Annotated in this window: 14 protein-coding genes; 10 read left to right on the top strand and 4 right to left on the bottom strand. The window is 33.4% G+C overall.

All coding sequences use genetic code 11. The annotated features are described in order from the left end of the window. A partial coding sequence (locus tag FYJ81_RS07610; RefSeq protein WP_154409516.1) for an Ig-like domain-containing protein occupies positions 1 to 2,075 on the top strand: 2,075 nt, incomplete at its 5' end. 215 nt (positions 2,076 to 2,290) lie between these two features. After that, complete coding sequence (locus FYJ81_RS07605; protein WP_070704587.1) at positions 2,291 to 2,617, top strand: hypothetical protein; 327 nt, start codon at positions 2,291 to 2,293, stop codon at positions 2,615 to 2,617. A 137-nt stretch (positions 2,618 to 2,754) separates the two neighbouring features. Here FYJ81_RS07605 and FYJ81_RS07600 read toward each other — a convergent pair whose 3' ends face one another. Further along, on the bottom strand, positions 2,755 to 3,696 hold the full coding sequence (locus FYJ81_RS07600; protein WP_154409515.1) for a DsbA family protein: 942 nt from the start codon (positions 3,694 to 3,696) through the stop codon (positions 2,755 to 2,757). Between the two features lie 139 nt (positions 3,697 to 3,835). Between FYJ81_RS07600 and FYJ81_RS07595 the strand changes: the two genes are divergently transcribed. Next, a complete protein-coding gene (locus FYJ81_RS07595) occupies positions 3,836 to 4,396 on the top strand; it encodes a TetR family transcriptional regulator (protein ID WP_119535390.1) in 561 nt (186 codons plus the stop codon). Positions 4,397 to 4,422: 26 nt separating this feature from the next. Next, positions 4,423 to 4,764, top strand: coding sequence for a DoxX family protein (locus tag FYJ81_RS07590; protein ID WP_040030332.1), 342 nt, complete (start codon positions 4,423 to 4,425; stop codon positions 4,762 to 4,764). A 75-nt stretch (positions 4,765 to 4,839) separates the two neighbouring features. Here FYJ81_RS07590 and FYJ81_RS07585 read toward each other — a convergent pair whose 3' ends face one another. Together FYJ81_RS07585 and FYJ81_RS07580 are read right to left on the bottom strand one after the other, a co-directional pair. Beyond that, positions 4,840 to 5,292, bottom strand: coding sequence for a hypothetical protein (locus FYJ81_RS07585; protein WP_154409514.1), 453 nt, complete (start codon positions 5,290 to 5,292; stop codon positions 4,840 to 4,842). Between the two features lie 2 nt (positions 5,293 to 5,294). Beyond that, a complete protein-coding gene (locus FYJ81_RS07580) occupies positions 5,295 to 6,101 on the bottom strand; it encodes a DUF3100 domain-containing protein (protein WP_040030330.1) in 807 nt (268 codons plus the stop codon). 177 nt (positions 6,102 to 6,278) lie between these two features. Here FYJ81_RS07580 and FYJ81_RS07575 point away from each other — a divergent pair, with 177 nt between their 5' ends. After that, on the top strand, positions 6,279 to 7,448 hold the full coding sequence (locus tag FYJ81_RS07575; RefSeq protein ID WP_119517541.1) for a YbfB/YjiJ family MFS transporter: 1,170 nt from the start codon (positions 6,279 to 6,281) through the stop codon (positions 7,446 to 7,448). A 281-nt stretch (positions 7,449 to 7,729) separates the two neighbouring features. Continuing rightward, the gene (locus FYJ81_RS07570; RefSeq protein ID WP_107386335.1) at positions 7,730 to 8,707 is read left to right on the top strand and encodes a tRNA dihydrouridine synthase; all 978 of its coding nucleotides are present in this window, start codon (positions 7,730 to 7,732) and stop codon (positions 8,705 to 8,707) included. A gap of 56 nt (positions 8,708 to 8,763) precedes the next feature. Here FYJ81_RS07570 and FYJ81_RS07565 read toward each other — a convergent pair whose 3' ends face one another. After that, positions 8,764 to 9,954 carry an MFS transporter gene (locus tag FYJ81_RS07565; protein WP_019469153.1) on the bottom strand — a complete coding sequence of 397 codons (1,191 nt, stop codon included), beginning with the start codon at positions 9,952 to 9,954 and terminating at the stop codon, positions 8,764 to 8,766. A 366-nt stretch (positions 9,955 to 10,320) separates the two neighbouring features. Between FYJ81_RS07565 and FYJ81_RS07560 the strand changes: the two genes are divergently transcribed. From FYJ81_RS07560 to FYJ81_RS07545, 4 genes are all read left to right on the top strand, one after another. After that, entirely contained in the window at positions 10,321 to 11,433 is a 1,113-nt protein-coding gene (locus tag FYJ81_RS07560; RefSeq protein ID WP_119517542.1) for a M23 family metallopeptidase, read from the top strand. 173 nt (positions 11,434 to 11,606) lie between these two features. Then, positions 11,607 to 12,362 carry a glycerophosphoryl diester phosphodiesterase gene (locus FYJ81_RS07555; RefSeq protein ID WP_107385756.1) on the top strand — a complete coding sequence of 252 codons (756 nt, stop codon included), beginning with the start codon at positions 11,607 to 11,609 and terminating at the stop codon, positions 12,360 to 12,362. Positions 12,363 to 12,651: 289 nt separating this feature from the next. After that, positions 12,652 to 13,080 (top strand): NAD(+)--rifampin ADP-ribosyltransferase, encoded by a 429-nt coding sequence (gene arr / locus FYJ81_RS07550; protein WP_107385757.1) that lies wholly within the window; start codon positions 12,652 to 12,654, stop codon positions 13,078 to 13,080. Between the two features lie 181 nt (positions 13,081 to 13,261). Then, positions 13,262 to 14,209 carry a permease gene (locus tag FYJ81_RS07545; protein ID WP_107504449.1) on the top strand — a complete coding sequence of 316 codons (948 nt, stop codon included), beginning with the start codon at positions 13,262 to 13,264 and terminating at the stop codon, positions 14,207 to 14,209. Positions 14,210 to 14,226: the final 17 nt, after the last annotated feature.

Genomic DNA, 14,226 nt, shown 5'->3' with positions numbered 1-14,226 from the left:
AAATTCCATCAGATGTGGACTTAGACGGTGGAGAAGACATTGTCGTAACAGCAACAGATAAAGATGGCAATACATCGTCAGAAGCAACGACAACAGTAGTAGACACGACAGCTCCATCAGCACCAACGGTGAAAGACATAACAAGTGAAGATACAACAATTGGTGGCACAGCAGAGCCAGGATCAACAGTTACAGTAACGTTCCCAGATGGCACAACGGCAACAGGAACAGCTGATGACAAGGGCAACTATACAATCGAAATTCCATCAAATGTCAAATTAGATGGCGGAGAAGACATCAAAGTGGTAGCAACAGATAAAGATGGCAACACATCGTCAGAAGCAACAACAACAGTAGTAGACACAACAGCACCAGAAGCACCGACGGTGAAAGGTGTAACAAGCGAAGATACAACAATTAGTGGCACGGCAGAGCCAGGATCAACAGTCACAGTAACGTTCCCAGACGGAACAACAGCAACAGGCAAAACTGATGACCAAGGCAACTACACAATTGAAATTCCATCAGATGTAGACTTAGACGGTGGAGAAGAGATCAAAGTTGTAGCAACAGATAAAGATGGCAACAAATCAGAAGAAACTACGACAACAGTAGTAGATACAACAGCTCCATCAGCACCAACGGTGAACGGTGTAACAAGTGACGACACAACAATTGGTGGAACAGCAGAACCAGGATCAACAGTCACAGTAACGTTCCCAGATGGGACAACGGCAACAGGTACTGCAGACAGTGAAGGCAACTATACAATTGAAATCCCATCAGATGTGGACTTAGACGGTGGGGAGCCAATCAAAGTTGTAGCAACAGATAAAGATGGCAACACATCGTCAGAAGCAACAACAACAGTAGTAGATACAACAGCACCAGAAGCACCGACGGTGAAAGGCGTAACAAGCGAAGATACAACAATTGGTGGCACAGCAGAGCCAGGATCAACGGTCACAGTAACGTTCCCAGATGGGACAACGGCAACAGGTACTGCAGACAGTGAAGGCAACTACACAATTGATATTCCATCAAATGTCAAATTAGATGGCGGAGAAGATATTATAGTTACTGCTAAAGATAAAGATGGCAATACATCAGAAGAAGCGACGACAACCGTTAAAGATACGACAGCTCCATCAGCACCAACGGTGAACGGTGTAACAAGTGACGACACAACAATTGGTGGCACAGCAGAACCAGGATCAACAGTCACAGTAACGTTCCCAGACGGAACAACAGCAACAGGCAAAACTGATGACCAAGGCAACTATACAATTGAAATTCCATCTAGCATAGATTTAAAAGGTGGCGAAGAATTACAAGTCACAGCAAAAGATAAAAATGGTAATGTATCTAAACCAAATATTGTTATAGTAAGTACTACGGGAGAAAATCCAGGCAACGGAGAAAATCCAGGTAACGGAGAGAATCCAGGCAATGGAGAGAATCCAGGTAATGGAGAAAATCCAGGTAACGGAGAGAATCCAGGCAACGGAGAAAATCCAGGTAACGGAGAAAATCCAGGTAACGGAGAGAATCCAGGTAACGGAGAGAATCCAGGCAATGGAGAGAATCCAGGCAATGGAGAGAATCCAGGCAATGGAGAAAATCCAGACAACGGAGAAAATCCAGGTAACGGAGAGAATCCAGGTAATGGAGAAAATCCAGGTAACGGAGAGAATCCAGTTAATGGAGAAAATCCAGGTAGCGGAGAGAATCCAGTTAATGGAGAAAATCCAAGCAATGGAGAGAATCCAGGTAACGGAGAAAATCCAGGTACAGTAGGAAACTCAAATACTCAAAAACCAGACTCAGCAGAAATTTCAGATATAAGTCAGCCATCTAATAGCGACACTAGTTCTGAAATAAAACAAAATAATAATTCAGAAATAGTAAATACGCGTTCTGACAACTCTAGAAAAAACAACGATAATAAATATGAATTACCTGAAACAGGAAAAGACGAAGTTAATAAAGGTACTTTATTCGGTTCATTATTTGCAGGCTTGGGAGCATTATTACTATTTATCAAGCGTCGTAGAAAAAATGAAGAAGATAAGTAGTAAATATAAAAAATAATATTAAACTAAAGAAACCTGAGACAATTATAGTCTCAGGTTTTTTATATTGTGATAGGAATCATGTAAAAAAAGAACATATATAATTGTGAAATTATATTTTAATAAATAGAGTGTGATTTATTAAAAATTGTTTATTAATTGTACGTAATGTGTATATAGTAATTACAGGTTATTAAATAATAAAACGGGGTTATTGTATGTATATTATTGTTCAATATAGTAAAGGTAATACATTGTTTTATTTACGTAATAAAAATCAAGAACCAATTAATTCAAAAGTAGTAGCAATTTCGAAAGACAAATATAATGAAGAATTGCTACAACATATTTATAGTATACTTTCTCAAACGAATCACAGTGTTAAAGAGTTAGACTTTGTAGTAATTGAAATGAATGACATAGAATCATTAGAAATAAATGCAGTTTGTGAAGTGAGTAGATACTTAGAAACGCAGCTAAATAAAAATATCATTGTAACTAATAGTATAGAAACTTTTAATTACAATGAATATTTGAAAAACTAAAAAGGCGATATAATTGCGTAATTGACACTTTAAATTAACGTTTTTTATGAATTACTCACATTTTAATTGTGCATGTACATATAGTGTTCTATGACCGTCAACTGTTTCGTTCACAACGTCAGTAAGGTTGTGACATATTACGATAAAATAAATTCATAATAATTTTCACCAAGTATATTTTTAGCTATGTAAACTGAAGGATTTAAATTTTGTTTAACAAAATTTGGTACTTCGTCTTGTTTAATGTCATACATAACTTCAATTTCTTTAGAAAATAAGCGATGTTGTTTTTTTAAATATAATTCTAAATCTGGCAAAGGTTTTGAAACGGTTTTTTCATTGCTGCTAAGTTTTTTAAGTGTATCTATATAAACATTTAAATCTCTAGCGCCTACAATTTTAGTACCTTGGTTATCGTTATTTACTATGACAACTGTAGGGAAACCTCGAACACCTAATTCACGTACCAAGTTAAAATCGTTTGATAGTAATTGCTGACCTTGCGTACTATTTGCTAAATCAAAAATAATTTCAATATTAATTGATTTATTATTTTTATATAAAGTTTGTACAATTGATTTAAGTATTTTGTCATCAGAAATATTTTGGTTAAAGACGAAAACAGCTTCTCTAACTAATCTAATAAATTCAATAGCAGTAGCCGGAGAATCTAATTGCTGAATCGCTTTATACAACCGAGATGCTGGGTATGAAGATTGCACAGGATCTATTTCCATAATCGTACCATCGATAGGCATGCGTGAATATTGACCTACTTCTTGCCAATGTGGTGTCACATCAGCCGGTTTATAAATGCCATTTGCAGGGTCAATAGGCCCATCCCCCCAAGCTTCTAAAAGGCCGCCCATAATCATTTGAAAATTAAACAAATGACCGTATTGTACTAATAGTTTATTTAAAATTGGTTCGAAAGCCCAACAATGTGAACACATAGGATCAGTTACATAATATAAAGTTAAATTAGGACTTTGGTTATTTAAGTTAATGTCTTCTACTTCTTTTTCTTCACTCGGTTTGCAAACACCCGAATAAATATCACACACCATATTTTTTTTCATAATTGTACCTCCGTAGTTTAATTAAATTGATATACTCTTATGATAAGTAGTAATATGAATAATAAGTACCAACAAATTGTAGAAAATGTTGAATATTCAACATTTAGTATCTAATGTTGGGAGAAAATGAGGGAGTCGAATGGTACAATCAAAATCAGACTTGCGCGTCATTAAAACGAGAAAATCTATTATGCAAGCTTTTATCCAATTGTCTAGTGATAAAGATTTTAAAAGTATAACTGTGAAAGATATTACACAAGAGGCACTTATCAATAGAGCTACGTTCTATTATCATTTTAGTGATATCTATGATTTGTTAGAAAAAGCGCTTGCTGAAGAACTATTAATTAATTTAAATTATGAATATTTTAAAGATAATCCATTGAATGAAAGAACAATTGTCGATATCTTTAAAGTAGTGGCAGAGTTTCAATTGTCTTTAAATAGAAGATGTCATAGAAGTTATCCAGAGACGATAGATCATATTGTTCAAGAACATATTGCAAATGTATTGTATAAATTGTTGGCTGATATTGATTTTGAAGATGATAGCACACGACAATTGGCTGCAAACATGATAAGTGCAAGTATCTATAAAGCAGCTGAAACATGGTATCAAAAGAATAATGAAATGTTACCTGAAGATTATATTAAACGCATCACGCCTTATATGATTTCTGGTTTGGTAGCGCGTGACTAAGATAAAAATGAAAAGGGGTCGTTAAAATGAGTATTATTATCATTATATTGCAAATCATTTTGGGAATATTTTTTATCATGACAGGGTCTAAAATTTTATCTGGTGCAATGAAACAAGATTTTGCGCGTCTTGGCTACCCACCTATCTTTAATCAAATTACAGGAATTTTTGAATTTGTAGGTGGCCTGGGCATGTTGATAGGTGTGTTGTATAGCGTGATTGCATTATTATCAAGTATATTATTAGGTGCAACGATGTTTGTTGGTGCAATCTCATTGATTTTCTTAGGCAAGGACCCAATTAAAAAAGCAATTCCAGCTATTGTACTCTTTTTATTGAACTTTATAGTGTTTATTTATTATATTTAAAAGAATGATTAATTTTAATATCCCCATATAAACAACAGGTTGAATTGTTTGTATGGGGATATTATTATGTGTAAATTATGCTAAACCTTGAATTCTTAAAACAATTTCTGCTACAAGGGCAGAACCTACGTATGTACTGAGTAAGATTACGATACCGACGACAATTGTTTTCCAACCTAACTTAGCAAAATCGGCCCACGAATTTCCTATAGAAACGCCTGCATATGCAACAACTGGTGTAGCTAATGACAACAGATCTACTTTTTCAGTCCACTCAACAATGTGTGATGATCCAGGTATGCCAGGTATTGTAATGATGAGCCCAATTATACCAATATAAGCAATACTAGGTATGTTTAGAGGAACAATATCACGTAAGATTAAACCTATTAATGAAATACCCATTAACGTAAGGATGCCAGGTAAAGCTACTATAGGCATTACATTATAACCAATCCAATTACTAAAGAGTGAAATAATGCCTACCACACATAATGTGAGTATCCAGTTTTTAACTTTCGAATTCATTATCATTGCTCCTTATCTTTTGTGAATTTTGATTTGATATGCATAATAAAGCTGTAGTATTTTCGAGTTAATGGTAGAGCAATTAATATACCTACATAAAGCCCTGTGACAGATGTGAGTAAATTACTCACACCAGAAAATGCTGTGATTGTACTAGCTTGGTCAGGATACATTTCAACTAAGGGACCTAGTGCAGCAGCAGTCATAACACCACTTCCTACGCCTGTCGCCATTGCAAATGCTAATGGGCTAAATGGTAAAACAGAGATTAGAATACCGGAGAAAACACTAAAAAATATTGCTCCAAATATTGTTCCGAATATATACATGGACATGACGCCTCGCCATTCAGGAGAAGTGATACCATATTTTTCAGTGATAAGTGCTAAATTGGGTTCTCTTCCTATTGAATGTGTCATGCCTATAGATTCTCTACGTAAACCTAAAAGTATAGCCAGCGGTAATGAAATAATAATAGTAGCTAAATTACCGGCTTCTTGAAGTATTAAAGCGGGTCCAGCAGCAATGATTTTAGGAAGTGCAGGTCCAGCCTCTACCCCGAATTTTGCTATGAGTAATGCTACAGAAATAAAGACCATTGGTTCAGAATTCTTAGCTTGTCTTTTACTGATAATAGGTGTGAAATATACGCCCAAACCGAGTAATACTGCATAAACTACTGGTAATAAAAGGATTGATGTTATACCTAATGGTATTTTATGTGCGCCGATTACTTCAGAAATGATCATAATGATTAAAACAATGCCATGTAATCTCCAATCTTTCCAAAGAATGTTTTGTTGTTTCATAACAATCCTCCTAATAAAAAGTCTGAAAATTCAAAATAATAATAAAGCCTATTTTATACTTACTAATTCAAAATTAAAAGGGGGTTAAAGATAATATTATTAATTATTAATAAAAGGGATATGTAAAAATTATAAAAAGTGTATAATGTAATTGATTTGTTGAAAGGTGTGTAAAGTATGAGACGAGCATATAAGCAACTTATTTTAGGTATGTTGTGTTTGTTTATTGTTATGGCAATTGGACGTTTTGCATATACCCCCATTATGCCTTTTATGCAGCTTAATAGCGGTATGGATAATCCAAGTGCTGGTATGTTAGCTACATATAACTACTTAGGATATCTTATTGGAGCAATGATTCCAATTTGGATTATTGTATTTAATAAGGTAGTGGATCTTAAAATATATTTAATTATCAATATAATTTCAACACTATTCATGGGTGTTTTTGATAGTTATATCTCATGGGCAATTTTTAGATTTGTTGCTGGTGTTTCTAGTGGTACTGTTTTTGTATTGGCATCGAATGTTGCGTTAGAAGCATTAAAAATGGTTCGAAAAGAACGTATTTCTGGTTTGCTATATAGTGGTGTAGGGTTAGGCATTTTTACAAGTAGTATCTTTATTTTTTTATTTACTTCAGTTAATACATGGAAATCGACTTGGGTTTTGCTCGGTATTTTTTCATTAATCATGGCGATTTTTATTATATTTGGTATGCATGAAAATGATGTTGCTGAATACGAAAGTCATAAAACAAACGAAAATCAAGCTGATGTATCTAATAAATTAAAGAAAAAATTTATTTGGGGCTTTTCCATTGCGTATTTTTGTGAAGGAGCCGGATATATTATTACGGGCACTTTTTTAGTGGCTATTGTTAAATCAATACCCTCGTTGTCAGATTATGCGGCATTAAGTTGGATGTTTGTTGGATTAGGTGCAATACCATCAACTATTCTTTGGTCTATGTTGGCCGATGTTTTAGGTCATGGTAAGGCAACGTATTTAGCTTTTATTTTACAAATAATAAGTGTTATTTTACCGATATTATCAGAAAGTATGTTGAGTTTAATATTAAGTTCATTATTATTTGGTTCAACGTTTTTAGGGCTTACTACATTATTTATGTCCAAAGCACAAGCTTTAATGTATCAGAATAATAGTAGATTGAACTTAGTTGCGATATTGACTGTTATATACAGTTTGGGACAAATGATTGCACCTGCATTATCTGGGTTATTAATTGGAAACGAAGGGAACTTCAATGCAGCATTGATTTTTGCTGCTGTTATTTTATGTGTAGGTTTATTTAGTAGTATGTATAGTTATCGGACTAGGAATTAAATGAAATTTGTCTTATAACTTTGATGTTTTTGCTAAAGATATGAAGAAATAATAATATAGATTGTTTCCATGTGTATATCTTGAACTGCTTTCTGAGTCATTCAAGCGTACAATAGACTTTTTAGTGATTGTGTGTGACGTTTCAATTATTTAAGTAATGAGTCTTAGTTGGGAGTTGCTTTTTGGAGTGTTTAAATCTTTTTGTATAAGTCTTATTTTTGTGGTAATATCGTCATGAATAAAAATTCGAGATAATAATAGATAAGAAGGTTAAAAAATATATGAAAGAAAATTTTTGGCGTGAATTACCGCGTCCATTTTTTGTTTTGGCGCCTATGGAAGACGTAACAGATGTAGTCTTTCGTCATGTGGTCAGTGAAGCGGGAAGACCTGATGTCTTTTTCACTGAGTTTACAAATACGGAAAGCTTTTGTCACCCTGAAGGTGTACACAGTGTACGTGGCCGTTTAACGTTTACAGAAGACGAACAACCCATCGTTGCACACATTTGGGGAGATAAACCTGAACATTTTCGTGAAATGAGTATTGGTATGGCAGAGATGGGTTTTAAAGGTATTGATTTGAATATGGGTTGTCCAGTTGCGAATGTTGCAACAAAAGGTAAGGGTTCAGGTTTAATACTACGCCCAGAAACAGCAGCTGAAATTATTCAAGCATCTAAAGCAGGAGGACTACCTGTAAGTGTTAAAACGCGATTAGGTTATTCTGAAATTGATGAGTGGAGAGAATGGTTGAAACATGTTTTCAAACAAGATATTGCGAATCTATCCATCCACCTTCGTACACGTAGAGAGATGAGTAAGGTAGACGCACACTGGGAATTAATCGGCGAAATAAAACAACTGCGTGATGAAATTGCACCAGACACATTATTAACGATAAATGGTGACATTCCAGATAGAAAAACAGGACTTGAACTGGCAGAAAAGTATGGTATTGATGGCATTATGATTGGTCGAGGAATTTTCCATAATCCTTATGCCTTTGAAAAAGAACCAAGAGAACATACGAGTGCGGAACTTTTAGACTTGCTAAGACTTCATCTTGATTTGTTCGACAAATATTCACAAGAAGAAACACGCTTGTTTAAACCGTTGCGCAGATTCTTTAAAATATATGTGCGTGGTATCAGGGGTGCAAGTGAGTTAAGACATCAACTGATGAGCACAAATACGACTGACGAAGCACGTGAATTACTAGATGAATTTGAATCTAATATGGAAACAACAATACAATAGTAAAAGTTTGAATATATAAATAGGCTTGAAAATCTTAAAATTTTAGATTTTCAAGCCTATTTTTGCTTAATGGTAAGCGAAATAACGAATGCAATAATCATAAAACTAGTAATCATTAAAACGACACCTGGCCATTGAATATAGTTATAAAACACACCGGCTAAAGTACCTCCTACAGAAGACCCCATATAATAAAACAATAAGTAGAGGCTAGAAGCCTGTGCTTTATGATCTTCCGCACGACTGGTAACTACTGCACTTGCGATTGCATGACCACTAAAAAAAGCATAAACACTAAAGGCTAAGCCAATAATTTTGAATGTTAGCGGTGGTAATAAAGTGATGTTAATACCAAAAATTAACAATAAAACACTAAATTTCAAAGCATTTAAAGTACCTAATTTAGTACGTAATTTTGCATTTAGTATTGAGGAAATCATACCTATTAAAAACAATAAATATATAAAACTAATGATACTATCATGTAAATTGTATGGCTTTTCTGATAACACGAAACCAATATAGTTAAAGGCAGCTATGTTACAACCAAGTAGCAGAAAGCCAATCATAAAAGGTTTGAGTAATCGAATATTTGTTAGATGTTTATAATAACTAATTAATAATGCTTTGACAGAAAAACGCTGTTTATCAAAATGTTTAGATGATGGTAATAAAAATGTAAATAAAATGGCTGCAATGACACTGATAACACCTATGCAAATTAGGCCAGTTTGGTATCCATAAATACTTGAAATAAAGCCGGTGAATATTCTTCCAAAGGCACCACCAAAAGCGTTTCCACTAATATAAATGCCCATCGCTTCAGGTAGATTGTGCGAAGAAATTTCCTCACCAATATATGCCATTGCGATTGATGGTAAACCAGCTAAACATATGCCTTGTATCAATCGTACAATTAAAAAGGTATTGAAATCTGTTAAAAATGGTTGGATTAAGGCGAGTAAGGATACAGAAAGAACGGAAAAAATCATTATAGGTTTACGGCCTAACACTTCAGATATGGCTCCGAAAAATAGCATGGCAAAGGCAAGTGTTAAAGTTGCTGATGATAAAGCTAAACTTGCCTTTGTTTCGCTCACATTAAAAGATTTTGTGAAATGAGGGATTAATGGTTGAACACTATAAAGTATTGAAAATATGGTGAATCCAGAAATAAAAAGAGCCACAATTACTTTAATATATGTCTTTGATCCTTTTACTGCATAATTATTATGAACTTCATACATGTTGAATCCCTCACTTTTAATTAATAGTTCTATGTTAGCACGTAATATAGCATACCAAAAAGACACTGCTTTTAATTTTTGATAAAGTAATTTGTAATATTTAAGAAAAAAATGGATATGAAATTAGGAGGTTAAGTGTAAAAAGTTAACTGTTATAGTCGATTTACAACAACTGTAATATAGATGTATAGGGTTCAATTAAAAGTAATGGAAACGCTATCTGCTTATCTAGAAGGAATTTTCAAAAAATTTACGTTACATCACAAACAAATTACTAACAAATTAAAAAACAGTTTCTGCTATTCTCTTTATACAGTTTCTCTGATACTATTATGTATGTAAAAATTTTGGGAGGACTTATTAATTATGAAAAAAATGGTTACAGCAACAATTGCTACGTTATCTTTAGGTGCAATTGGTGTCGCACAGGGAGAAGCACACGCTTCAGAAAACAATCAATCAAATACACAATATACAAGCAATCACGCGAATAGTGATATTTTTAACTATGGTTATATCGATCAAGATGATAATGGGAACTATCATCACACATTAGATGGAAACTGGGATCAATCTATGTTTGATCAACAACAATATTATTTCTATTTAATAGATAATGAAGGGAATTATCATTACTATTATTTCCCAATGAATAATCAAAGTGCTAACACTTCAAACGTTGAAAATGTAAATGCTTCAGATGATAATAACTACACTGATGACCAAAGTCATGAAGAAGTACAATCAGAAGGTTATGACATTAACCAACCATCACAAAACAATGATGTTGATAATAGTGCAACAACGAACCAAAGCACTGAATCTGAACAAACAGCACAAAGTAATTCTAATAACGTAAACAATACAGCAAATAATGCACAAAATAATGTAGAAAATAATACACAAAATAACGCATCAACAAATAACAATTATGAAACGAATTACACACAAAATAATGGTACTAATGATGTACAACAAAACGCTACATCAAGTAATGATTCAACACCACAACAACAAGCTGCACCACAACAAAACAATACACAATCAGAAGCAGCGTCAAACAGTAGTAGTAATAATAGTACGCATTCATCCAATTGGTTAACTAAAAACCGTCAATTACAACCTTATGGTAGCTACCATGGCGGTGGTGCACACTATGGCGTTGACTATGCTATGGATGAAAATACACCTGTTTATTCACTAGCAGATGGTACTGTAATTCAAAGTGGTTGGAGTAATTATGGTGGTGGTAACCAAGTTACAATCCAAGAGAAAAACAGTGATAACTATCAATGGTATATGCATATGAATTCTTTAAATGTTAAATCTGGCCAAGAAGTTAAAGAAGGACAACAAATTGGTTTATCAGGAAGCACAGGAAATTCTACTGCACCTCATCTACATTTCCAACGTATGTCAGGTGGCGTGGGTAACGGATATTCTGTTGATCCAACTTCATATGTAAATTCAAAATCATAATATACGACACATATTGGTCGCCTTTGAAATCCTTTTAAGGATGTAGAAGGCGACTTTTTGTTTGATTTTCGACTGTAAACTATGATTTTTTGTCGATAATAACTTAGATAATTTGAATTATGGTTCATGACATATCATAATTACACTAAAATCACATTGAAAGGGAAGATGATATGTTTACAGTTTATGCTCATAGAGGATTATCAAGTAAAGCTCCTGAAAATACGTTGGCAGCATTTGAAGCAGCAGCAAATGTGACTGGATTAAAATGGATTGAGCTTGATGTTGCAATTACAAAAGATGAACAGCTGGTCATTATTCATGACGATTTTTTAGATCGAACAACAGATATGATAGGTGAAATTACACAATTAAATTATGATGCAATCAAAAATGTATCTGCTGGTAATTGGTTTAATGCAAAGTATGCAGAAGAAAAATTACCGACTTTTGATGATGTGATTGCATTTGCTAATAAATATAAAATGAATTTAAATATAGAATTAAAGGGTGTAACTGGTGGAAATGGCAGTGCTTTATCAGAAAGTATGGTTAAACAAATTGCAGAAAAATTAAAAGCATTAAATTCAAGCTCGGACGTTTTATTATCTAGTTTTAATATTGTTTTATTGAAATTATCACAGCAATTAATGCCACAATTTAAGCGGGCAGTTCTTTTTAAAGCAGCAGCTTTTACAGGTGATTGGAGAACACTTTTAGATTATTGTGGATCAACGATTGTCAATATAGAAGATGCAAAACTGAGTCAAGCACGCGTGCGTTCAATTAAAAATGCAGGTTATGAGTTAAATGTATGGACTGTAAATAGTAAAATGAGGGCAAATCAATTGTCAAATTGGGGCGTAGACGGCGTCTTTACAGATAAAGCAGATGAGTTAGTCCATTTAAATAGTGGGTTTAATGCTTAGTAAGTTAAATATCATTATCGTATATAAAACGGGGCTATCTAAACGAATTGAAGTTTAGTAGCCCCGCTTTTGTTTAGATATAAAAAAGGAGAAGTTTTTTAAATACCGCTATGTTATTCATTATTTTTTATAATTAGCAATTGTTCAAAAATGATATAAAGTTATAAAAATTTAAAATGTCCTTTGCTTTAATTATACTATGAGAATTTCAGATATTATAGTCTGTATTTTCCAATAGATATTGCATATAATAATTTAACAGCTTAATGATTATGAAGGGGGCTACACGATGAACAGTACAAAAGCGCAGTTTGGGCAAAATTTATATTTACATGGGACGAAAGCTGAATTGGAGATTGGTGATTTATTATATCCTTTGTATAAATCTAATTATCAGGACCGAATTATGAATCATATATATTTCACTGGTACATTAGAAGCAGCAAAATGGGGAGCTGAACTTGCAGTTGCTTTGTCTAAAGATATAGCAGAAGAGCATATTTATGTTGTTGAACCATTAGGAGAGTTCGAAGACGATCCGAATGTCACAGATAAAAAATTTCCTGGCAATCCAACGCTTTCTTATCGCTCTAGTGAACCACTGAAAATTGTCGCGGAATTAAGCGCATGGGAAAGACATTCGGATGACGAAATTAATCAAATGCTCAAAGGCATAAAGGAATTGCGAGACAAAGGACTAGACGTTATTGAAGATTAATATACTGATATAAATGAGACATTCAACTATGCGTACCAATTGAATCAATGTACAGATAAAGGCATAGTAAATTAAGTCAAATGAAAAAACGATTATGAAATAATAATCTTATTTTACACATAAATAGTATGGACATAGTATAGTAATCATATAACTATATAATATAAAAGGATTAAAAATTATGTTTTATAAATTGATAAAAGTATTACCAACAGCTATTTGTGGATTAGCATTAGGGATCGCGTCACTTAGTAATTTGCTGTTTAATATGACTTGGCATGGCTTAGCGGTGTTATTTTTTATATTGAGTTGTATCATTTTATTGTTATTTATACAAAAATGCATATTATATCCCAATACAGTACGGGATGAATTGAGCGATCGTAATATCTGTGCTACTTTCCCAACTTTTCCAATGGCTCTAATGACAATCATTTACATCATAAAGCATCACTTAAACGTCAATCTAGGTATACTAATATGGTTATGGTGGTTAACCATTATCATCCAATTCATCATTATCGCAGGTTTCATTTACTATCATCTAATATTACATAACAAAGGTAGTGTTTTGCCGAATACGAGTTGGTTTGTCACATTTGTAGGAATAGGTGTAATATCTGAAACTGCAAAAGAATTTAATCCAGTTTTAGGTGAATTCACGGTATATATAGCAACTTTTTGTTTTATAATATTAATAGCGATTATTTTAATCAAAAAAACTTGGCGCTTATATAACGAAAACCAATTTCCAATGGCAGTCATCATAGCGGCTCCAGCAGCACTTTGTTTTAATGGCTTTTTAATTAGTGCAAAATTTGATGACTTCATATTGACGATATTTGGCTTTATCATATCCCAATTACTTTTTGTAGTTTCATTAACGTTTATTCCTAAGTTAATGGCTATCAATTTTAAATTTTCATTTGCTGCTTTAACGTTTCCATGGGTAACAACAGCGACTGCTTATTTTAATTTTATGTATCATATGCGTTTTCCGAGCCCAATACAAACCTTATTACAATTCATGTTGATATGTGAAATTATTTTTGTGTCATTGGCCGTGGTATATGTCATTTTGGGTTATATTGTTTTTTTGAGAAAAAGAATCAACAGTAAAGTGATTTAAGATAAAGGAGTGGTTGT

Source organism: Staphylococcus sp. McC-251-APC-3A2 (assembly GCF_009695665.1).
GTDB classification, from domain to species: Bacteria; Bacillota; Bacilli; order Staphylococcales; family Staphylococcaceae; genus Staphylococcus; species Staphylococcus cohnii.
This window is presented reverse-complemented; position numbering and strand designations above follow the sequence as displayed.